Annotated in this window: 18 protein-coding genes; 1 reads left to right on the forward strand and 17 read right to left on the reverse strand. The window is 37.4% G+C overall.

Going from position 1 to position 23,281, the window contains the following annotated elements; all coding sequences use genetic code 11:
• A partial coding sequence (locus IPU53_RS22875) for an SH3 domain-containing protein (RefSeq protein ID WP_207453541.1) occupies positions 1-1,163 on the reverse strand: 1,163 nt, incomplete at its 3' end.
• 276 nt (positions 1,164-1,439) lie between these two features.
• On the opposite strand from IPU53_RS22875, the gene pepF reads away from it, so the two are divergent.
• Entirely contained in the window at positions 1,440-3,245 is a 1,806-nt protein-coding gene (pepF, locus tag IPU53_RS22880; protein ID WP_207453543.1) for an oligoendopeptidase F, read from the forward strand.
• A gap of 46 nt (positions 3,246-3,291) precedes the next feature.
• Here pepF and IPU53_RS22885 read toward each other — a convergent pair whose 3' ends face one another.
• The 16 genes from IPU53_RS22885 to IPU53_RS22960 form a co-directional block, all read right to left on the reverse strand.
• Positions 3,292-4,131: an EcsC family protein gene (locus IPU53_RS22885; protein WP_207453545.1), complete on the reverse strand. Its 840-nt coding sequence runs from the start codon at positions 4,129-4,131 to the stop codon at positions 3,292-3,294.
• Between the two features lie 439 nt (positions 4,132-4,570).
• Entirely contained in the window at positions 4,571-5,449 is an 879-nt protein-coding gene (gene galU, locus IPU53_RS22890; protein WP_242698522.1) for a UTP--glucose-1-phosphate uridylyltransferase GalU, read from the reverse strand.
• Positions 5,446-5,931 (reverse strand): VanZ family protein, encoded by a 486-nt coding sequence (locus tag IPU53_RS22895; RefSeq protein WP_207453549.1) that lies wholly within the window; start codon positions 5,929-5,931, stop codon positions 5,446-5,448. The genes galU and IPU53_RS22895 overlap by 4 nt, the downstream gene beginning before the upstream one ends.
• An 82-nt stretch (positions 5,932-6,013) precedes the next feature.
• Positions 6,014-6,580, reverse strand: coding sequence for a TIGR00730 family Rossman fold protein (locus IPU53_RS22900; protein WP_207453592.1), 567 nt, complete (start codon positions 6,578-6,580; stop codon positions 6,014-6,016).
• Positions 6,581-6,601: 21 nt separating this feature from the next.
• Complete coding sequence (locus tag IPU53_RS22905; protein ID WP_207453551.1) at positions 6,602-6,919, reverse strand: MazG nucleotide pyrophosphohydrolase domain-containing protein; 318 nt, start codon at positions 6,917-6,919, stop codon at positions 6,602-6,604.
• 179 nt (positions 6,920-7,098) lie between these two features.
• On the reverse strand, positions 7,099-7,686 hold the full coding sequence (locus tag IPU53_RS22910; RefSeq protein WP_207453553.1) for a TasA family protein: 588 nt from the start codon (positions 7,684-7,686) through the stop codon (positions 7,099-7,101).
• A gap of 34 nt (positions 7,687-7,720) precedes the next feature.
• Positions 7,721-8,284, reverse strand: a complete 564-nt coding sequence (gene sipW, locus IPU53_RS22915; protein WP_207453555.1) for a signal peptidase I SipW — start codon at positions 8,282-8,284, stop codon at positions 7,721-7,723.
• Positions 8,285-8,326: 42 nt separating this feature from the next.
• Complete coding sequence (locus tag IPU53_RS22920) at positions 8,327-8,794, reverse strand: SipW-dependent-type signal peptide-containing protein (protein WP_207453557.1); 468 nt, start codon at positions 8,792-8,794, stop codon at positions 8,327-8,329.
• Positions 8,795-9,047: 253 nt separating this feature from the next.
• Complete coding sequence (locus IPU53_RS22925) at positions 9,048-12,914, reverse strand: PA14 domain-containing protein (protein WP_207453559.1); 3,867 nt, start codon at positions 12,912-12,914, stop codon at positions 9,048-9,050.
• A 184-nt stretch (positions 12,915-13,098) separates the two neighbouring features.
• Positions 13,099-14,145, reverse strand: coding sequence for a galactofuranose ABC transporter, permease protein YjfF (gene yjfF, locus IPU53_RS22930; RefSeq protein WP_207453561.1), 1,047 nt, complete (start codon positions 14,143-14,145; stop codon positions 13,099-13,101).
• Entirely contained in the window at positions 14,142-15,146 is a 1,005-nt protein-coding gene (locus IPU53_RS22935; RefSeq protein WP_207453563.1) for an ABC transporter permease, read from the reverse strand. The genes yjfF and IPU53_RS22935 overlap by 4 nt, the downstream gene beginning before the upstream one ends.
• Complete coding sequence (locus IPU53_RS22940) at positions 15,127-16,656, reverse strand: sugar ABC transporter ATP-binding protein (protein ID WP_207453565.1); 1,530 nt, start codon at positions 16,654-16,656, stop codon at positions 15,127-15,129. Before IPU53_RS22940 ends, IPU53_RS22935 begins: the two co-directional genes overlap by 20 nt.
• Positions 16,657-16,879: 223 nt before the next feature.
• Positions 16,880-18,769: a substrate-binding domain-containing protein gene (locus IPU53_RS22945; RefSeq protein WP_207453567.1), complete on the reverse strand. Its 1,890-nt coding sequence runs from the start codon at positions 18,767-18,769 to the stop codon at positions 16,880-16,882.
• Complete coding sequence (locus IPU53_RS22950; protein ID WP_207453570.1) at positions 18,766-19,962, reverse strand: response regulator transcription factor; 1,197 nt, start codon at positions 19,960-19,962, stop codon at positions 18,766-18,768. Before IPU53_RS22950 ends, IPU53_RS22945 begins: the two co-directional genes overlap by 4 nt.
• Positions 19,963-19,990: 28 nt before the next feature.
• A complete protein-coding gene (locus IPU53_RS22955; protein WP_207453572.1) occupies positions 19,991-21,880 on the reverse strand; it encodes a sensor histidine kinase in 1,890 nt (629 codons plus the stop codon).
• Positions 21,881-22,048: 168 nt separating this feature from the next.
• On the reverse strand, positions 22,049-23,074 hold the full coding sequence (locus IPU53_RS22960) for an ABC transporter substrate-binding protein (protein WP_207453574.1): 1,026 nt from the start codon (positions 23,072-23,074) through the stop codon (positions 22,049-22,051).
• Positions 23,075-23,281 lie beyond the last annotated feature (207 nt).

The following is a 23,281-nucleotide window of genomic DNA, read 5'->3' on the forward strand; positions in this document are numbered from 1 at the left end:
CCGATAATTGACGCACTGGCGCTTGCACTGCTACGAAGATTTAAGCTCGAGCCCGCATCCACTGACACATATTTCGTTTCTGTTTTAGATGGTGCTGGCGTGGATGGTTTGGACGGATTGGTGCTTGTCTTGCCTGATAAAAACTGGCTGCTCACATACCCAGTCTTCCCATTCACTTTTACCTTTGCCCAGCCGTTGGATTCTGATTCCACGCTTACCGCGATACCATTCTTAAGGCTGGCGATAATTGACGCACTGGCGCTTGCACTGCTACGAAGATTTAAGCTCGAACCCGCATCCACTGACACATATTTTGTTTCTGTTTTAGATGGTGCTGGCGTGGATGGTTTGGACGGATTGGTGCTTGTCTTACCTGTTAAAAACTGGCCGCTCACATACCCGGTCTTCCCATTCACTTTTACCTTTGCCCAGCCGTTGGATTCTGATTCCACGCTTACCGCGATACCATTCTTAAGGCTGCCAATAATTGATGCACTGGCGCTCGCACTACTGCGTAGATTTAAAACAGAGCCTGCATCCACTGACACATATTTCGTTTCTGTTTTAGATGGTGCTGAAGTGGACGGCGTGGATGGTTTGGATGGTGTCGAGCTCTTCTTGCCTGTTAAAAACTGGCTGCTCACATAGCCTGTTTTCCCATTCACTTTTACCTTTGCCCAGCCGTTGGATTCTGATTCCACGCTTACTGTTGTACCATTCTTGAGATTAGCGATGATCGACGCACTGCCATTTGCACTGCTACGTAAATTCAAAGTAGAGCCCGCGTTCACAGAGACATACTTTGTTTCCGTTTTGACAGAGGTTGGCTTAGGGGTAGCCGGCTTGTTCTCTGTTTTTTTCCCTGTTGTTAAATACTGCTTACTTACAAAGCCTGTTTTTCCATTCGCACTAATTTTAGCCCAGCCATTCGCTTCTGAAATCACGATGACAGATGTGCCATTTGCTAGTTTACTAACAATGGAAGCACTAGTGGAAGCCTCCGCTCGCATATTTAAACTAGAACCCTGATCAACAGAGACATAACTCACATCCTGCTGTGACTCAATCCCGCTTGGCGGCTCAGCAGCCTGAATTGTTTGCTCAAAAGCTACAGTAGATAAGACTGCAAAACACAAACTAGGTAAAATGACTCTTTTCTTCATTAGAACTCTCCTTCCCTCAATTGAATTATACAGTATACTTCTAGTTTAATATACAAAATCCTCTCAAAAACGGCAAAAAATGCCAACTTTTCATATCACAACATCCTACTATAGTCCCTATTTTATCATTTACAGAAACCAAATGTTGAGAAAACAAAATATATTCCTTTAATGCTTTAAACTAGCGGGGGCCTGTCCCCATTTTGTCATCTTCCAGCTTTATATATTATACTAATAATAGAGTTAGAGGATTTTTAAATAAAGGAGTGGGGCCATTTGGTACAGAGCTTACCTACACGCGCACAGGTTAAGGAAGAAGAGACATGGAATTTAGAGGATTTGTTTGGAACGGAAGAGGCTTATGAGCAGGCTTTGGATGCTGTAGGGAAGGAGGCAGTAGAGTTTGCAGGTGCTTATAAAGGAACGATTCAGGATGCTGGGTCCGCGATAAAGGCATTGGATGGATATCGAAAGTTGTATGAGCAGCTTATTCCAATTGGTACATATGCTTCTCTTGCGGCTAGTGTGGATCAAGCGGATGATCAAGCACAGATGCGTGATAGCAAATTCGGTTCAGTGGCTGCGAAAATTTCCAGTCAAACTTCTTTTCTTATGAGTGAGTTATCGGAGCTATCACTAGAGGTTTTACAGGATGCAAGTGCTCAATCAGAAGATTATGCTGTATTACTGAAAGATATTATCAAGAAAAAGCCATACCAGCTTCATCCAGAGGTTGAGAAAACATTAGCTGCGTTCTCCTCCACTTTCCAGGCACCATATAGTTTGTACAACACGACAAAATTAGTGGACATGGCATTTCCTGATTTTAAAGTGAATGATGAGAAGTATCCACTTAGTTATGTTTCTTTTGAAGGTAGTTGGGAATCAAATCCAGATACAGAAAAGAGACGTGCCGCATTTGCTGCGTTCTCTACTAAGTTGCGAGATTATCAACATACCACAGCCAAAACATATGATATGCACTTACAAACGGAGAAAACAACATCTGATTTACGAGGATACTCATCTGTTATTGACTATCTATTGATGGAGCAAGATGTAGATCGGTCGATGTATAATCGCCAAATCGATGTGATTATGAAAGAATTGGCTCCACATATGCGTAAGTATGCGAAACTTTTACAAAAAATTCATCAATTAGATGAAGTGACATTTGCGGATTTAAAAATCCCTGTTGACCCTTCCTATGAACCAACAGTAACGATAGAGGAGTCAAAGAAATATATCGATGATGCCCTCGCCATTATGGGAAAAGACTATACAGATATGGTTGATCGAGCTTATGCAGAGCGATGGATTGATTTCGCACAAAACACTGGAAAATCAACCGGTGCCTTCTGTGCTAGTCCATATGGAAACCATTCATATATTTTGATTTCATGGACGGGAAGTATGGAAGATGTATTCGTCCTTGCACATGAACTTGGTCATGCCGGACATTTCTATAATGCTTACAAACATCAAAGTGTATTTAACGGAGATGCCTCCATGTATTTTATTGAGGCCCCATCGACTATGAATGAAATGCTGATGGCCAATCATCTACTAAAAAATTCAGATGACCCCAGATTCAAACGCTGGGTACTGTCCTCCATTATTTCGCGTACCTATTATCATAATTTCGTTACCCACTTGCTTGAAGCAGCCTATCAACGGAAGGTTTACGAACTCATTGATGAAGGCGGTAATGTCAACGCCACGATTCTCAACGAACTAAAAAGAGGGGTTCTAGAAGAATTTTGGGGTGAGGATGTCGTTATCAATGATGGTGCAGAATTAACATGGATGCGTCAACCACATTATTACATGGGCTTGTATCCTTACACATACAGCGCTGGTTTAACGATCTCCACAGAAATGGCGAAACGTGTGTTGAGCGAAGGAAAACCAGCAGTCGAGGATTGGTTAAAAGTCCTCCAAGCTGGTGGCTCTAAAAATCCAGCAGAACTAGCGAAAATGGCGGGAATCAATATTACAACAGATCAACCATTACGAGATACAATTAGCTATATTGGCGATTTGATCGATCAAATCGAGAAGCTCACCGACGAAATTGGATAACCAATTGCAGGCCACTATTCCCTTACTGGATAGTGGTCTTATTGATTTACTCACTCTTATTTTCTGATTGGTATTCCTTTTTAATGATGCTGTATCCGTTCTGTCTTAAACGTTCTTTAATTTTTCTCTTTCGATAGAGCATCATCCCTGCCTCCGATAAATCATGGAGTGTGGAACGATTAGTCATAGCTCCGAAAACCGAACCAATAATAGGGATCATTTGGAATAATTTTTTCCAGCCAACTTGATCTCGGTAAGTCATGACCACTTCTCTCCACCCTTGTAGTTCCGAAATAATATCTCTACGAGCAGCTTCATTAGAAGAATCTATGAGGGATAGTTGCTTTAAGATTGTTCGCTTTCCAACAATATCTGATGAAACAAGTTGGAGGATTTTTAATATATATAATCTTTCCATTTGATCATCCGGATGATAGCCGTAACAAATAGCAATATCTTGAAGAGTTTTTAATTGCAGGCCTAATAGGAATGGAATATCAATCGATATAGTGATGAAACCGCCAATTCCGGTGCTCGCACCTTGGAAGGTTGCTAATCGCTTTCGTTTCTTTCTCAGTTTCTTAACAGCATCATCCATTTGCTTTACTGGAATTGACTCCAGATCTCCTAACGTATGGATATTTTGCCGAGGGTAATAGGACTTTAATGATGAGACTGAACTTAGATACCTTCCCCCTGATTGAATATATTTGCCTAACTCGTCAAGAAGAATGCCCATCTTTCTTTGTAAAAAAGTTGGTGTAAGTTTGTCTAAAAGTTGGAAAGGTAGACGGCCAATTCTCTCCCAAAACCATAAACCTCTCTGGGATTGCTCCCATTTCTCAATCTTTTTCAATTCATCTAATAATTGCGCTGATGATTCCATCTTTAACTTTTCATCCTTCCTGCCCATAGAAAGCCGGTTATCACTTCGGCGAAAAATCTGTTCTCTATTTATTGATAGTATTTCGCACTTATCTGGAGACGATACTTATTAGATCTTAACCCTTACTTTACATCCCCACAATTTCTCCCTAGTTGAAACTTCAATCAGTGGGGGTTTTCCTTCATCCCCCACTGATTTCAGAAGATCAAAGGTTAAATTCGCGACGTCCTGTCGGCAGGCTCAAAGCACGACATCCTGTCGTTTCGCCCGCACTAGTACGTCCTGTACGTCGCAACGCCTTTGTGACCAACTTCCTGTCGGTCCGAACAAATCGGGCTTTTACTGGCTGTTGATCCCCCACTTACAATTCTAGGTTTTTCCACGAATTCTTGAAGTGAGGGTCTTACAGCCAGTTAATGCGGGATAAAGCTACGAAATGCTAGCCTTTGTCCTTTTCGACAACCTCCATTAGATAATGAAGAAATTCACCTCGTATATCTTGACGGCGCAGAGCAGCTTCTACGGTCGCTTCCAAATATCCTAGCTTATTGCCAACATCGTAACGTCTTCCTTCAAATTGATATGCAAACATCGCTTCATATTGCGCTAGCTCCCTTAGAGCATCAGTTAGTTGGATTTCTCCACCCTTTCCTGGTGGCGTGTGCTCAAGCACCGCAAAAATACTCGGATTAATAATATAACGGCCTAAAATGGCGACATTTGAAGGAGCTTCCTCAAGTGCTGGCTTTTCGACTAAATCATGCACCGAATAAACATGGTCAGACATTTTCTCTCCAGCAACTATCCCATATTTATGCACATTTTCAGGTTCCACTTCTTGGACCCCTAATATCGATGTCCCATATTCTTCATAAGCCTTCAGCATTTGCTGCAAACAAGGTTTTTCCTCGTTATGTACAATATCATCGCCTAAAAGCACCGCAAATGGTTCATCTCCAACAAAGGTCCGTGCACAATAAATAGCGTGTCCCAATCCTTTCGGCTCTTTTTGACGAATATAATGAATATCTATCATATTAGATATTCCTTGGACGAGCTCAAGCAAATCTAGTTTATTCTGCTTTTCTAGTTCACTCTCCAACTCAAAAGAACGATCAAAATGATCTTCAATCGCCCTCTTGCTTTTTCCTGTTACGATCAAAATTTCCTCTATTCCGGAGGCGATCGCTTCTTCAATAATATATTGAATCGTCGGCTTGTCTAGAATTGGGAGCATCTCTTTCGGCATCGCCTTTGTTGCTGGCAAAAATCTCGTCCCTAATCCTGCTGCAGGGATAATCGCTTTTCTAACTTTCAAACTTTTCCCCTCCCTATTCTTCGAGAACTCACTGACTTTTTCAGAAATCTGGTGATACATACATATAATCCAATTCCCACACTTGCCCCAGCGCTATCAATCAGTACATCTTTCACTTCAGCCCCGCGTCCAGGTACAAATAGTTGATGAACTTCATCGGAAATAGCAAACAAGATACAGACCACCATGGCCAGTCCAATGCTCCGAATTGGCGCTAGTTTCATCCGATTGATGGAAAAAATCACCAAAACACCTAACAAGCAATAGGCCAAGAAGTGAGCATTCTTCCTAATAATATGATGAAAACGTTCTTCATTAACCTCTAGATCAGGTAAAACTATTTCGATCGTTGACAATACCTTCTCCGTTAAGCTTGAGCTTAACTCTCTCGAATCTGTTTTCGGTTGATTAGATAAAGTAAAGATTAGGACCATCCAAAAAAGTACTAGCAAGAAAAGGCCATATTTATAATAAGTCTTCATACCCACTCCCTATTCTCCAAAGCGGAAAAAAAGATCAGGATTAACATCTTCCCCTATAAACAACAAGCATTTGCACGATGAGTTATTCCCATTTCGCCTTTAAAGGTGGAGAGTAATTCTCCATTTTATCTAATAAACGCTTTGGCTCAGAATCAATCACGATCAAATCACGATACTTACTATTCATAAACCCTTCCTCAATAGTATAATTCAACATAGACATTAATGGATCAAAAAAACCATTTACATTTAATAATCCACATGGTTTTTGGTGGTATCCAAGCTGTGCCCAAGTGAATACTTCAAACCATTCCTCTAATGTTCCCGCGCCTCCTGGGAGGGCAATAAATCCATTTGCCAACTCTGCCATTTTTGCTTTCCGTTCATGCATTGTTTCAACAACATAAAGTTCTGTTAGGTTCCTATGCGCTATTTCAACATCTTGCAATTTTTTCGGGATGACCCCAACGACGTTGCCACCGCTATTTAAAGCTGAATCAGCTAATGCTCCCATACAACCAACTTGCGCACCGCCATAAACTAACATTCTATCACTAGCGGCTAATTCTTCTCCTAGCTTTTTGGCATTATCCAAATATATTTCTTTATTTCCAACACTTGAGCCACAGAACACGGCTATTGTTTTAATATTCATGGTCCATCCCCCCTTCTATTTTTGATAGCGATCAAACAATTTATTTCGATGTTGTGAAAAAATATCTTCAAAATCAATATTATACTTATTAGCAATCACTGCCACATTTCCTAGCACATCGCCTAATTCTTCTGTTAGATTTTTCTTACACTCATCAAACGTGCCCTCTACTTCATCTGGTCGATCTCTACCTATTTCCAGTGCTCTAATCGCCCTTGCTACCTCTCCCGTTTCTTCTGACAAAAAACCGATTCGTACAAAGATATCTAAATCCGCCCAGCCTCTTTCTTTGTAATAAGAATCGATCCATTTTTGAAAATCTCTTGCGTCCAAATTCCTTCTCCCCAATTCTATTATAGTTTCCACAATGTATAATAACACAGTATATAGAATGAGATTAACTTTTTTATCTATATATGGTAAAAGGTCTTGGGAGTTACTTAAATACAACACAAAACAGTCCCTACCAAATGAACAGGTAGGGACTGTTTTAGCATTTTATAGATCTATGTTTACCTTTGTTTGCCCTCTTTTTGCTGTGCGTTAAATGTCCAAGTAAGATCAAGCGAGTCACCTTGGAATTGATTTTGATCTGTGCCATTATCTTTAAAGGTGAATTTTACTACTAGATCATTTTCTACACCGACTGGAAGGCCTTCACCATCAAAAATTTCACCAAAAACTTTTTCATTTATTACTTCTGGATTCAAATTCTTTAATTCCGCCAAAGTGGTTTGATAAATGACTTCATCGAATTTGTCCAAATTATAGAGAAATTCCACTTCAATATGCTCTCCAAAATCCTCTGTATTATCTCCCTTTGCATCTACCACAGTATAGGTGGCTTCTAATAGTACTTTTCCAATATCCATTGTACCCTTATTATGCAGTTCAAAATCACGAATAAAGGAGTCCCCTGGTTTTATATTATCAACATTAATAATTTGTGTAGGATTAACTGAAAGATCTAATGTCCCTGCTGCAAATGTATTATTTGTTTCTGCACTATCACTAAAATAGGCATATGTTCCACTTCCTATTAAGGTCACACCTAGTACCGCGGACAATAGACCTGTTGTTAATTGTTTTTTTAGATTCATTGATTTTCCCCTCCATTTTTTAATTAGTGGTTGACTATTCTTCACTTAGTTTCGATTCATTAGGTGATTCAATGAGACGTAGGGCACGCCAAATAGTAAATAGAGCATGTCCTAGAAAGAATAGGCCAGGTAGAAATAGTAGTAGAAAGGCCCCTTGTTTTGTATTCAAATAGTGGAAGATATATCCTACATAAGGAACCGCCACTCCTGAGTATTTGCCAACAATATTCTGGTTCATAACAGGTTCCACATCAGATCCGTTATTATTATCTCCTTTCGTAATAAAGCGTTGTCCACCATTCTCAACTTCCAAAATTCGGTGGGTGATTAATATATTCTCGTCTGTTCTGAATGTAATAACATCCCCATTTGTAAAGGTACTATTTTCATCCGTTAGTTGAACCAAAATGATCGATCCAACTGGCATTTCCGGTTCCATGGAACCAGATAAAACGGCTTTTAATTGGTAGCCAAACAGGCTAGGCTCTCCCCCTGCTGCCCGTGATGAAATAACTACAAAAACTGCACAGACTAATAGCATAATGAATAGGGTTGTGATACCATTACCCAACCATTTCAGAATGGTTTTGCCTTTCATTGTTCCTTCACTCCGATAGATCTGATTTTTGAGAAATTGATTCTAATGCTCTTCAGAATCTAGTTCAGTAACATTATGTTCATCAAGTTCATCGTCTACATCTAGTTCTTCATCTTGTTCAAAATTCTCCTCTCCTCGATCTTCTAGCTCTTCTTCAGAATCCTCGTCAGCTATTTCTTGCTCTTTTTCTTCATTAATTTCCGCATGTGGAATTTCATCTAATTCTTTCTTTTCCTGTTTGGAGTCAGGTTCTACCTTCTCATCCACCACACCATTTTCTGGAAGGTCTTCGTCTTCACGGAAAGCATCTACCTGCTCTTCTTCTCCAAAGTCGTTCTCCAATGATAATGTTCCTACGATGGTCGTCACATCGGTAAAGGAGGCACTTGTCGGTGTTGTTAGTTGTGAGCCAATTAAGCATAATAAATAGAAAGGTAGAAGTAGATGAACAACTTGTTGGATTCTCCTTTTCCGTCTTTTTCTTTCTAGGATTTTTCGTTTAGAATTCATTGTCATCTCCCGGTCGATAAAATAGGAAATTGATAAATTACTGTGATTGTCTTGGGAGACTGGGACATAATTAAAACGTTAAGCTACAGGGGTGAGAGTTCGGCAAGACCCCGAAAGCGAAGCCAGAGGAGACTTGCCACTCGCCCGCAGAAAGCGAAGTATATTTCCGACGCGGTTATATGCACCATAGCCGTTTGGTTTTTCTTTGGTGAAAATACTTATGTTCCAGCCTCTTTTTTATAAAAAACTTACTTTACGCATCTTCCCATTTTTGAATAAGCAAATCGGCATCTGCCTTCAGAATTTCGTATAATTTCTGAGAAATCGAGTTATCTCCTAACTGATAATCAAGTAATTTATTGAAATTCTTCATATGCTTAATGATTTTAGTAGCTTCTCCCTTTTTCTCGTATTGACCAACAGCTGTTAAGTGAACCTCTAATGCTCGGTACGTCTCGGATGTTAACTCTTCCTCATGTTCAGAAAGCACTTTCAAAATATCCGAAATGGTAATCGGTTCATTTCCACCATCTACAAGTTCAAGTCCATCGATGGCTAATTGTAAGTCAGTAAGAGCAATTTTTAATTCTTCCTCTGTCTCGATGGATTTTAACGCTGCTTCCGCCACCTCGATAGCTGATTGTAATGAAGCAAAAGATTCTTCTGTGTATGTTCCATCTTCGTTCGAAATTGCTTTGGCCTTGTCGATCAGTGCTTGTAATTGTGATAAATCGATTATGGATTGAACTGTAAAATAGTCAAAATCAGCATTTATATCCCCTGCATTTGTCGAAGTGCCATAAAATCCAACTTGGATGTTTTCTAGTGTGACAGTTAAGGGATCCGCAGCTTGAATCCATACATTACCATCCCAATAATAAGAAGTTATCTGATTACCAATCTTCTTCAATTTCAAGTACATCGTATCTGTTTTAGGGTGTGACACCATATTTGACGCTTTACTATATTTTCCTTTTTCTTCTTTTGCAGTTTCAATACTGTAACCACTTGGAGCGACTGTCGTATCCCAAACATGACCTAACCTAACATAATTGTCTTCATCTTCCCAAATGTATAGACCAGCCTGTTGGTGATTATTACGAATAGGTGCGGTCACCTTTGTAGTAATTTCAAAATCACCTTGAGGAGCCCCCCTAAGAAATAAATTTACTAGGTTATTGGTTTCTTGATACGAATCACCCTTAGATGTTTTAATGCGTAGTTTCCCCGGAACATCTGTCAGGCTCCATTTCTTTTCATTTTCTCTAAAAATAGACCAGCCATCTGCAAGAATCTCACTATCAAAATGATCTACCACAGCACCAACAGTAATTGGTGGATTTACCTGATCAATGAAAGCATCCATCGCTTTTTCTAATGCTGTTACCATTTCTCGTAATTCTCCATCTGTTACAGAACTGTCATCAGCAATTACTTGCGCATCAGTAATTACTTTTTTCAGATCATCTATAACATTTTGCTTATATTGTCCCGGCTCTGAACCAATCTCCGCACTATCTATAAGCTGTTGGGCTTCCGCGATCATTTCTAATAAGTCATTAACATCCACAATACCGATTAATTCTCTATGCGCTTTACGGAGTTTATCGAAATCAGCCTTTTCAAGTTTTCTGTCATAACTTAATAAACCATTAATTTCTATTTCTACATCCGTAAGCTGTGTATACACAGCCGCACTTAATCCTGGTTCTTCTTTTAACTTCTTAATTCCGTCAATTAAGCCAAGATAACGGTTCGTTAGTTGTTCTTTACTATTTTGCATTTCATAATTAAAGACATTTGCACTCCACTCATGGCCTGGAACATGGAGTCCTAGTCCCCCATACTCGCCTAAAACCGCGATACGATCCTCCGTTGGTGTTGGCGAAGCTGGGCCAACATATGCATGAAAGTCAATAACATCTCCAACCGGGTAATCATCCCAACCACTTGCATTTGAAATTAAACGTGTAGGGTCTAGCTCTTTTACCCAATTCGTCAATCTTTCTGTATCATATTGTCCCCATGCCTCATTAAATACAGTCCAAAGAATTATGGATGGAGAGTTATAGTGCTCGTTGATGATTTCCTCAAATTCATGCTCAAACTGATTGGCATTTGCTTTTGTTGGTGAGTTGTTAAATTGCATTGGCATATCCTGCCATACAAGTATCCCCAATTTATCTGTCCAATAATGGAAACGCTGTGGCTCTACCTTTGCATGTTTACGAATCATATTAAAGCCAATATTCTTTGCCTGTTCGATATCAAACTTCAAGGCTTCATCTGTTGGTGCTGTATAAAGACCCTCTGGCCAATAGCCTTGATCAAGTGGTCCCATTTGGAATATAAACTCTCCATTTAATAATGGACGGAGTTTCCCATCTACCATTCCAGTTTTAATTTCTCTCATTCCAAAATAACTGGTAACATTATCAACGACCGAATCATCTTTCATTAAGCGAACTTCTAAGTCATATAGGAAAGGATCAGTGGTCGACCATAAATGGGGATCTTTTACTGGGACTTGGAGTTCTTCCCCAACATTACCGGTCACTCTCCCTACTTCTTCTCCCTCTTTATAGGCAATGGCTTCAACAGTCTCATGTGTATTTCCTTGTGCTTCTGTAATTAAGCTTAAGTATTCCCCGTTAATTTCCGGTGTCATTTTCAAATTATTGATATGCGCATTTGCTACAGGTTCAAGCCAGACGGTTTGCCAAATACCTGATACAGATGTGTACCAGATCCCTTCTGGTCTTAGTCTTTGCTTTCCAAGCGCTTGATTTGTATCAGTTTTATCAATAACTTCAACGATAATCTCATTCTCACCTTCTACTAGATGCTTCGTTATATTAAAACTGAACGCATCATAGCCGCCCTTATGTTTCCCGACCTCAGTTCCATTCACATAAACAAAAGTTTCATAATCAACAGCACCAAAATGTAATAATACGTCGTCCCCGGACCATGTCTCTGGAACAGTGAATTGTCGCTTATACCACATATGGTCCTCATGTCGCTCTATTCCAGAAAGTTTTGATTCAACAGCAAATGGTACAAGAATTTCTTCTTCTAATGTTTTTCCTGTTGGCAAAGAGTCTTCCTCTGATGCTGCTTCAAATTCCCAAGTGCCATTTAAATTTAACCATTGCTCACGAACCAACTGCGGTCTTGGGTATTCTGGAAGTACACGATCTTTATCTACCTCTTCTGCCCAAGGTGAAGAAATTAAATAGGTTGAGTGGTTGTCAGCAAATACTTTAAATGATTCTATTTCTGTATTCTTCGTCGTCGTAATTTTTCCTTTTCCATCATAAGTTAGCAGAAGAGTATGATTATCCTTACTAGTGATTGGATAGTCCAGCGTAAGAATAATACTTGATTGATCTCCCTTCTTTAATTCAGCTGAGATTACTTTGCTATTTCCCAACTTGGAAAAGTGATTAGAAATATTATCCGGCAACTCGTTTAAAACTTCTTCAAAATTCAACTCTACGCTTTTACCATCCTCATTAATAACGGCACTGGATGGACCCGTTAGCTCATATCCTTTCGGCAGGAATAAACGCTTATGTGGCACAACTTCTTTTACTTGAGAAGGACTCTCCCAATTCAGTCTCAAATGTGCACCACCAACGTCTTCGAAATATTCAATTTTTATATCATACAATTCTCCAGCATTCAGTGCAATTGGATCACTAATTTGTTCATTGTCCCAATCATTTACCCAATGATCGATCACAAGTTCATCATCTATCCATAACCTAAATCCATTATCTCCAATCATTGAGAAGCTGTATTCTTCTGTAAATTCAGGTTGAATCTGTCCTGTCCATCTCACAGTCACATGATCGTCTTGGCCAGTTAGCTGTTTTAGAATCGGGTTTAAATCTCGGAATTCAATGTTTGGTGTGATAATCGTTGCTGTTTTCTTTCCAAAGTCAAAGCTTCCTGGTTGTGAACTTGTGTAGAATTCACCCTTTAAACCATTTATTAGTTGGCTCTCTGTATCACTTTCAGTGTCTGCCTTTACTTCTAAAGAAAGGTTTCCCATCAAAAAAAAGAGGGCTAGCATCAGAATAATACTAAAGTTTCTTCCCCATCTACTTATTCCCAATATTTCTCCTCCTTTAAGTACTCTATTCCCCATGTAGCTTTCCTATTAATCTAGTGATCACCCATCCATATACCACCCCCTTTAAAATAATTACTTTAAAAAGTCAGATTAGAAATATTAGAAAGGAACTTGTAGAAAAACGTGGATAGAAACTCATGATAGAATGATCTAAGTGTGAAAAACATTATGCATTCATTTCACTCTCTTGAATATCTGTTGTGTCTTTTCGTAACTCTGGACTGTTTTTAGTTCCGATAGATGATCTTCTACGTCTATTCATGACTACGAGACGTTGCAACAAAATAAAGATTAAAAGAAGAAATCCTACAGCTATTTTTGTCCACCAAGAGCTAAGTGTGCCTTGGAACATAATAATTGTTTGAATGATTCCCATACTTAGTGCCCCAAGTGTTGGACCGATAAGATAGCCGAAACCGCCTGTTAACAGTATGCCCCCGATTACACATGCCGCAATGGCATCCATTTCCATCCCCATTAAATGCAACCCATATCCAGATAACATATATAAAGTAAACACAAAACCACCTAATGCTGAACAAAAGCCTGAGAATACATACACAAGAATTGTCGTTCTTTGAACAGGTAATCCCATTAACTTAGCTGAACTAACATTCCCTCCGACTGCATATACATTCCGACCAAACTTTGTATATTTTGCTATAAAAATGGCACAGATCACTACAATAATGGCGATAACCGCTCCAATTGATAAATAACCGTCACCGATAATCGGTATTTTCGCACGAGATAAATTACTGAATACTGCATTTGTAATGACGATACTATCAGTGCTAATTAAAAAACTTGCCCCTCTTGCTAAGAACATTCCTGCTAATGTGACAATCCAAGGATGTATATCATAATGACTAATTAAAAACCCTTGAAAGGCACCGAATAAAATACCGATAAGTAACATTAAAAAAATGACTGCATATGCATTAAGCCCTTGCTCAAGTAAAGCCGCTGATACCATACTAATAAATGCAACAAATGCACCAACTGACAAGTCAATTCCACCTGTTATAATGACAAAAGCCATTCCTGTAGCAACAATAATTAAATAAGCATTATCAATAAATAAATTTAAAAACACTTGAGTACTGAAGAAACCGGTAAATGAGAGAGACCCATATCCATATAGCATCACAATTAGCAGGATAGTCGCCATTATAAATAGATAATTTTCTTTTATTGTGAACTTGAATTTCATGAGTAAGACACCTTCTTTTTACCAAACTTTGTAAACATGTTTCTAAATTCTGTGGATTGGAAAAGGCAGACAATAATGACAACAACTGCTTTTACGACCATTACAATTTGTGGGTTAATCCCAATTGAATAAATAGTTGTAGACAACGTTTGTATAAATAGCGCCCCAACAATCGTTCCACCTAAAAAGTACCTTCCTCCACGCATTGATGTGCCACCGATGACTACTGCTAAGATGGCATCCAACTCGATCCACAAACCGGCGTTATTTGCATCTGCACTGCTAACATTCGCACTAACAATGATCCCAGCAATTGCTGCACATAATCCGCAAAGTGTATAAACAAGCAAAATGATCCTTTTAGGTTGAATTCCAGCAAATTTACTTGCTATCATGTTATTGCCGATGGATTCTAGAAAAAGCCCCATTGCTGTTCTCTTTTTAAGAAACATCATAATAAGAAAAATGACTACACCTATATAAATAGAAAAAGGCAGCCCCCACAGGAACCCGGTCCCAATATACGAATAGATTTCATTATTGATTGTTAAAATCTGTCCACCTGTAATTAACTGGGCGATCCCCCTGCCAACAACGAGTAGAATCAAGGTCGCTATCATTGGTTGGATCTCAAATACAGAAACGAGAATACCATTCCATAAACCGCACACTAAACCTATAAAAAGAGCTGCTCCTATTGCCAACCAAACAGAATGGTTCTCTAATAGTGCTGCTGCCAATGCACCCGAAATTGCCAATACAGATCCTACTGAAATATCGATTCCTTCTTTTGCAATTACAAGAGTCATCCCGATAGAAATAATCATTAATGGCATAACGCGATTTAATATGTCTATAAGACTACCGAAAAGATGACCATTCTTTATTTGAATGGCGAAAAATCTTGGTTCAATGATAAGGTTTAATAAAAGGAGGAATAGTAATGCTGCAAGTGGCCAAAATATTTTTGTATGTGTAAATTTATGCAAGGCTTGCTTCATTACTATCAGCTCCTTTTGCGATCATTTCCATGATTTTTGATTCTGTCATCTCACTACCTTGTAATTCACCAATAATATTTCGATCACGCAGGACAATCACTCGATCACAACAAGAAATTGTTTCTTCTAATTCAGCAGATATGAAAAGTATGGTTATTCCTTCCCTAGCCAGTTTTAATATTAAATTTCTTATCTCCTGCTTAGAGCCTACATCAATTCCTCTAGTTGGCTCGTCAAGGATCAATAGCTTAGGATCAGTTGCCAGCCACCTTGCAAGAATAACTTTTTGCTGATTTCCTCCACTAAGATTATCAATACGCTCTTCCATATTTGGTGTCTTAATTCGCAGTAATTCAATATATTTCTGGGCAATCTCTTTTTGTTCTTTCAATGGTATATGCCTGAGTAATCCCCTCTTCGTTTGCAAACCAAGAATGATATTTTCACGAATGGTTAAATCATTTATGATTCCCTCGACTTTACGATCTTCAGGGCAGAAGCTCATACCTTTCTCAACAGCGAGCTTTGGGTTCATTGAGCTGATCTGTTCATTTTCCAAATAAAGAACCCCGCGATCTGCCTTATCAATCCCGACAATCATTTTAGCCATTTCTGTTCTACCCGAACCCAATAAACCAGCTAGACCCAATACTTCTCCTTTTTTAAGTTCTAAATCAAAGGGATTTAACGTACCTTTTCTTGCTAACCCTTTCCCACGTAAGAATATTTCATTGCTAACTCGCTGTTTAGTCTTTTTTACTTCGTTAGAATCCTCTCCCCATTCTCTACCAATCATTTTAGACACAAGTTCTTTCCGTGGAAGTTTTCTTGTTTCATATTCACCAATATAAAGTCCATTTCTCAAAACGGTAATTCGGTCAGATATTTCATATATTTGATCGAGGAAGTGACTAACGAATACGATTCCCATCCCTTCATTTTTTAAATTCTTCATGACTCTAAATAATTGTTCAACCTCGTTCTTATCTAAACTTGATGTCGGTTCATCTAAAATCAATACACCACTGGATATATCTACTGCTCTTGCAATAGCTACCATTTGTCGAATAGCAGTGGAGTATGAAGATAAGATTTTTGTCACATCAATATTAATGTTTAAACGTTCCCACAATATTTGTTGGGATCTTTTATTTATTTCCTTCCAATCAATTCTCCCTTTTTTCATGGGCTCTCTGCCGATAAAAATATTTTCAGCAACTGATAAATTCTCGCATAAGTTTACTTCTTGATAAACCGTACTGATCCCAATATTCTGTGCATCTTGCGGTGAACTAAGGTCAATTTTATTCCCTTTTAAATAAAAAGAACCTTCATCCTCTTTATGAACACCAGTTAAAACTTTAATGAAGGTTGATTTTCCAGCACCATTCTCCCCCATCAATGAGTGAATCTCACCAGCCCGCAAATGAAAATTTACATTTGATAAGGCTTGAACACCTGGAAAATATTTTGATATCCCTTCAGCTCTTAACAAGTAGTCAGAACTCATTCTAGACACCTTCTTTTTTCTGAGTTAGAATTACATATTTATGTCGGATTGGTTCTATTTTAAGATTCTGAACTAATAATGTATTTAGAAAAAAAGGTGCTTTTTTAACATATTCTGTTTAATCCCATTATTAAGTATTTAACGTATATAGGTCGAAAAGATATTAAAGACAAGAAAAGGGCATTCAAAAGTCATATAAGTATTTGACTTTTGGATGCCGACTTTAATAGTGCCTTTTTTTCATTTCTTTTTTTGCCTCTTCTTGCGTAAATGTTTCTTCAGAAGTAATAATTTTCATGGGTATTTCTTTTCCAGCATGTAATTCTTTAGCGGCTTGCATAATTTGCGGGCCTAATAAAGGGTTACATTCAACTGTATAGTTTAATTTTCCCGTACTTAGCGCATTAAATGCCTTTTTTGTAGCATCGATAGAAATAATTTTCATGTCTTTCCCGGGTTGTAATCCGTAATCCTCTATTGCCTCTATCGCTCCAATTGCCATATCATCATTATGTGCGTAAACAATATCAATTTTATTTCCATAAGAGCCCAACGCCTGTTCCATTAATTCTCTTCCTCTACTTAACGTAAAGTCACCTGATAGGTTGTCGATAATTTGATAATTAGGATAATCTGACAGAACCTCTTCAAAGCCTTGCTTTCTACCGACTGCAGGAGCTGAATTTTTTGTTCCTTCTAATTCAATTATATTTACAGCCTTTAGGCCAGTTTTATCCATTTCATTTATTAGCCAACGACCAGCACGCCTCCCTTCTTCAACAAAATCCGAGCCAATAAAAGAAGTCCATAGTGTACTATCATTAACATCAATTTCCCGATCGGAAAGAATAACCGGTATACCAGCATCTTTTGCTTCTTGTAATACCTTTTCCCATCCATTTTCTACTTTTGGAGAAAATGCTATAACATCTACTTCTTGATTAATAAATTCCCGAATGATTGCTATCTGTTTTTGTTGATCATTATCTGCATTCTTAAATATAAGGTTCACACCTAATTGTTCTGCTGAACTAATAACTGAAGCTGTATTTTCATTTCTCCAAGCACTTTCACTTCCAACTTGGGCAAAGCCTAATGTTAGTTCCTTTTCTCTTCCATCTTTATCGCTTATACTATTGCCCTCATTTAAGTACTGATCTATATTGTCCTTTTCCGATACTTTATGATTTCTCAAAATGACTTTTTTGGGTATTTCTGACTTCTTCCCTAAAATATCAATTGCATACTGAAATGCTTGTTTTCCACCTGTTGGTGTGATAAATGTAGTATCAATAATTCCTTCATTTACAAGTTGTAGCCCTCCCTTAGGATTCGTAACCCCATCACTCCCTATTATATTTATTCCATCGAGTCCAAGTGATTGCAATGCTCGGTATGAGCCAAATGCCATTGCATCATTATGTGCATAAATAAGATCTGGTCTTTGATTAATTCGCTTTAGTAAACTGGTTAGTTCGTCCTCCGCCTGATCCCTTTGCCAGTTAGCTGCAACGGAATCAATTATCTCAATGTTTCCGCTTTCAGATATTTTTTCTCTAAAACCTCTGCTTCGTTCCTCTGCCTTTAGAGCACTTGCCATACCTTTAACCTCTATTACCTTACCACCCTCAACTCCTAATAGTTCAATAGCGGCTTCAGCGGCCATTTCACCTATAAAATGATGATCTGAGCCAATGTACAAAGTGTAATTATACCCTTCAACCCCGCGTCCAAGTACAATAACCGGTATTTCCTCATATATCGCTGATATTATTGGTGTAAGTGCTGATGAATCTTCAACCGATACAATTAATAGATCAATCCCATATTTATTTAATGTGTTAATATCCTCAATTTGTTGCTTTGTACTTTGCGCTGCATCCGCATAAATCACACGAATATCATCATGCTTTGCTTCTTCGACACGAAGCTCTTCATTCATCAATATTTGCCATGGCTCATGCAAGTTTGGTTGAGACACACCAATGACAAAATCAATTAAAGGCTCAGTGTCTGTATTTGCATTTTTGTCTAGAGCTTGATATAAAATAATGGCTAATATAAGGAGCATAATTAGCGAAATAACTGCCCGATAGCAATACAGCTTATTCATTGCCTTTTTACTCCATTCCGGAATTCTGTTGGTGATATACCGACTACTTTTTTAAATGCATTACAAAAGTAGTGTTGACTACTATAGCCTACTAGTTCAGCTATTTCATAGATTTTTAAATAGGGGTCTTTTATAAGCTTTAAGGCTTTATTAATCCTTACATTAGTCAAATAATGAACAAACGAAACACCCAGATCACTCTTTATTTGTTTGCTTAAGTAAGTAGGGTTTACCTGAACTTGATAGGCAACCTGCTTTAGGGATACTGATTGTTCAGAATAATTTTGATCAATGTAGTTTTTAGCAAGTATCACAATAGGTGTTAAGCTCTGACTTGATTTCATGTCTTTTATTAACTTCTTATATGCAGAAGGAACGTCTAAAGAGGATTCTAATACAGTCTCATTACAAGCAACTACTTTACCAATAAATCTTTCTAAATGCTTAATAATGTCTCTATTTAACTTTAATAAAGTTTCAGTTTCAATATTCTGAATCAATAAAACAATATGTCCGCTTTGATCTTCAAATAGCTCTACATTTGAATAATCCAAAAGAATATCATCAATTATATTTTTCACTGCAAAGTTTAACAATAATTCGCTCCAATTTTGTTCAGATCCGCTAATATTAATATCTTTAATCACTTCAAATATAGACATGCCCATACTCTTTCGAAGATTTATATCCAATAATTGTGCTTGGATCTTAACCTCTTCTTCTGTATATTGACCTAAGCACCAATTAAGCAAAAATTGTTCTTTTAATATTTGTTTATTTCCCTTGAACTGTAAGTATAAATTTGAATTTCTTTCTCTTTTTTGTAATAAATCAACAGCTTTTTTAACCGTAGTCTCTAACTCTTCCTTTCTTACAGGTTTTAAGAGAAAATCTAACGCAGCCATTTTTATAGCTTGCTGTGCATAACTAAATTCATTGTAACCAGTAATGACAATGAATATAATATGAGCAAGCTCGTGCCTTAACCTTTTCATTAATTCGATTCCATTTAAAAATGGCATATTTATATCGATAAACATAATATCTGGCCTTAACTCTATAGCCATATCTAGAGCGATTTCGCCATCTTCCGCCTCGCCCACAATATCTATTGAATATTCTTTCCAGTTAAGCGAATTCTTTAATCCCCTTCTAATAATTGTTTCATCTTCTGCAATGAGTAATTTCCACATTCATACCCCTCCTCGTATTCAATATGCTTTACACACGTCTAATGGGAAGTACCACCTGGATCTTTGTTCCATGCTCATACTCACTAAAAACTTCTATTCCATATCTCTCATCATAGGATAGTTTTATTCTCTCATTGACATTATGAAGACCATAACCCTTTCTATCTGTTGTTTCTAACTTTTTAAGCGAATCGTTTAACTGCTTTACCGTTTCTTCTTTTATTCCTTTGCCCGTGTCAATCACACATAGGATAAGATTTTCCTCCTGTTGAGTTACAGTAATCGTTATCTTTCCTTTCCCCCTTTTATTGCGGATACCATGATATATTGAATTTTCTACTAGTGGCTGTAGAATTAATTTAAGAACCTGATAGTCTTTAACTTCTTCATTCGCTTTAATATCATATTCTAATTTAGATTCATATCTGGTCATTTGAATAGTCAAATAGCTTCTAACATGCTCTAATTCCTCTCTAATACTGATAAATTCCTTTCCTTTATTGAGCCCAATCCGAAATAGAGTTGTTAAAGAGTTTACCAACTCTGCAATTTTAGGAGCTTTATATTCATGTGCCATCCACTGGATTGTATCTAGTGTGTTATAAAGAAAATGCGGTTGAATTTGAGCTTGTAAAACTTTTAACTCCTCCTCCCTTTTACTTTTTTCTTTAACATATAGCAATTGGATTAACCTATCTATTTCTTGAACCATTTTGTTATAGCTGTTACCAAGTTGCCCAACCTCATCATTGTATTTTGAGTTAAAACGAACATCAAAACGGCCTTCTTCCACATTTCCCATTAATGTTTTAAGCTTATTAAGCGGTTTGGTAATCATATTTGCAAAAAACACAGATACAAGCGAAGCCATAGCAAGTGTAATGATAGCGATTACAATCGTAAAGTGTTGAACCTCAGTTACAACTTTTGTCGTTTCATTTAATGAAAACACCCCAACAACTTTCCAACCTATATCTGGGATAGTATTATAAATAATTTGATACTTATCATCATTAATATTTTTCTCAATGGGTGGTGAATTTTCCTCATATAGTAAACTTGGATGTATGCGGTATACAATGGAGTTCACTGGAGCATAAACAACCTCACCCTCTTTATCAGTTATAAATATGAAGCCACTGTTTCCAATTTTTATCGATTCAATCACGTTTTTTATAAAATCCAATTTTAAATCCATTAAGATAACACCTGTTACTTGATTTGTTTCAGGGTTCTTTACGGCCTTTACTAGTGATAAAACGTAGTTCATTTGATAATTCACTTTATTCTTTATATTTCTGCCAATTGGATTACTAATAAGTTGAATATCTTCGGGGGATTGTATTGCTTTTTTGTACCATGATTCCTCTGTAAGTGGATCCCTAGAAACACGTAATATTTCATTGCTTACAAGCTTATCATACTGATTAACAAGTAATATCCCCGCAATTTCGGGATGTTTTTGCTTGTAAATACTAATTTTCTCCTTGATAATACTTACACTTTTCTCAGAAGGTGCTGATCGTTCCATAAATTGTGCTACTTCTTTGTCATTAGTTATATAATCCATAATATTATCGTTTTCCTGAATTAACATATCAATATTGTTCCATACTTGATCAATCATCTGCACCGTATGCAAGTTAGCCTCTTCTTCCAAAGATTCTTTATACGTTTTCCCCCCAATTATACTTAATGTAGAAACACACAAAATAATGATAATAAAGAAGTAAAACAGAAGTTTAAAACGAATACTTTTATTATTGAAGTAATTTCGTAATCTAGTCACATTGATTTTTTTCTCCCCTTTAATTAACAATGAGTTTGCATATTTTCCTAATTTTTCCACAATAAACCAATTATACAAGCTATTTAAACAGAACAAAAGCGCAAGGCGCCAAGCAAGAATCTGTTCCAAAGAAAGATGTCCTTTTCCTTTCATTGGAACAGATTATTATGCAGACGACGTCCTGACGGCAGACTCAAACGCGACATCATACAACTTTTCACGCTACGATTCATAATTTCCGAAACGACAAGAAATCGAGACTGTATGTTACAATCTCGATACCCTTTATTTCACTATCTAATATTGTCGATCAGGTAATGCGGCTTTCGCTTCTTCCGCCCCTACAAAGACCGTTTCTTCCGTTTTGATCCATCTTTCAATTTCTTTTCCAGCCATTAGATCTTTAGCAGCTTGAGCAAGCTGTGGTCCAAGTAATGGGTTACATTCTACAATAATATTGGACTTTCCTTCAGCAACAGCTTCAAAAATATCTCCAATTCCGTCAACTGATACAATTTTAATATCTTCACCAGGCTTTAAGCCATATTCTTCAATTGCCTGAATTGCCCCCAGTGCCATATCATCGTTATGTGCATAAACAGCGTCAATGTTATCACCATCAGATTTTAAGAATGCTTCCATTACTTCTTTACCGTTTGAACGTGTAAAATCGCCCGTTTGGGATTTAATAATTTTATAGTTATCGTTTTGATCAATCACATTTTTAAAACCTTCCATACGATCATTTGCTGAACTTGCACCGACCGTGCCTTGAAGCTCAACAATATTTGTTTCTACTTCTTCCCCAATAAGATTGATTAACTCTTCAGCAGCATTTTCACCTTCAAGGACAAAATCAGAACCAATAAAGCTTGTATACAAACTTTCATCTTCCACCTCAATCCCACGATCCAAGAGGACGACCGGGATCTCAGCGTCTTTAGCCTCTGTTAGAACCGTTTCCCAACCAGATTCAACTACCGGTGCTAAAGCAATGACATCAACCTTCTGTGCTATAAAGCTTCTGAGTGCTTTGATTTGGTTTTCTTGTTTTTGTTGTCCATCTGAGAATTTCAATTCGAATTCATCACTATTTCCTAAAGTTTCTTTAATAGATTCTGTTTCTGCTGTTCTCCATCCACTTTCTGCACCAACTTGAGAAAAGCCTACAACAATTTTATCTGGAGTTCCATTCTCCTCTGTATCATTTCCAGTTGTTTCAGTTTCCTCCTTACTAGAGCTTTCTTGTCCACAAGCGGCAAGTAAGAACAATAGTGTTAATGATGCAAACAGGATGAACATAAGCCTATTTGTTTTTTTCATCTTATTCTCCCCTTTTTAAAATTTAAACTAACTGTTTCTAAGTTTAATAAAAAAGATACAAGAAGTATTTATAAAAAAACTCAATCTTTTGTAAATTTCCGTTTTCTGTTTTGAAGTCTCAACGAATTACATAAAAGATCGTAAAAAATAGCTAAAAATTACAAATATATATTTTGCAAATTATGTTAATTTTTAAATATAACAACA

It is taken from the genome of Bacillus sp. SD088 (genome assembly GCF_017355205.1).
In the GTDB taxonomy this organism is placed as follows: domain Bacteria; phylum Bacillota; class Bacilli; order Bacillales; family Bacillaceae_C; genus Lederbergia.

Bases quoted from the DNA above. Each gene is read 5' to 3' on its own strand.
- IPU53_RS22885 (WP_207453545.1), bottom strand. From the start codon at position 4,131: ATGGAATCATCAGCGCAATTATTAGATGAATTGAAAAAGATTGAGAAA.
- IPU53_RS22935 (WP_207453563.1), bottom strand. From the start codon at position 15,146: ATGAAGCAAGCCTTGCATAAATTTACACATACAAAAATATTTTGGCCA.
- IPU53_RS22895 (WP_207453549.1), bottom strand. From the start codon at position 5,931: ATGAAGACTTATTATAAATATGGCCTTTTCTTGCTAGTACTTTTTTGG.
- IPU53_RS22920 (WP_207453557.1), bottom strand. From the start codon at position 8,794: ATGAATTCTAAACGAAAAATCCTAGAAAGAAAAAGACGGAAAAGGAGA.
- yjfF (WP_207453561.1), bottom strand. From the start codon at position 14,145: ATGAAATTCAAGTTCACAATAAAAGAAAATTATCTATTTATAATGGCG.
- IPU53_RS22940 (WP_207453565.1), bottom strand. From the start codon at position 16,656: ATGAGTTCTGACTACTTGTTAAGAGCTGAAGGGATATCAAAATATTTT.
- IPU53_RS22950 (WP_207453570.1), bottom strand. From the start codon at position 19,962: ATGTGGAAATTACTCATTGCAGAAGATGAAACAATTATTAGAAGGGGA.
- IPU53_RS22945 (WP_207453567.1), bottom strand. From the start codon at position 18,769: ATGAATAAGCTGTATTGCTATCGGGCAGTTATTTCGCTAATTATGCTC.
- sipW (WP_207453555.1), bottom strand. From the start codon at position 8,284: ATGAAAGGCAAAACCATTCTGAAATGGTTGGGTAATGGTATCACAACC.
- IPU53_RS22960 (WP_207453574.1), bottom strand. From the start codon at position 23,074: ATGAAAAAAACAAATAGGCTTATGTTCATCCTGTTTGCATCATTAACA.
- IPU53_RS22910 (WP_207453553.1), bottom strand. From the start codon at position 7,686: ATGAATCTAAAAAAACAATTAACAACAGGTCTATTGTCCGCGGTACTA.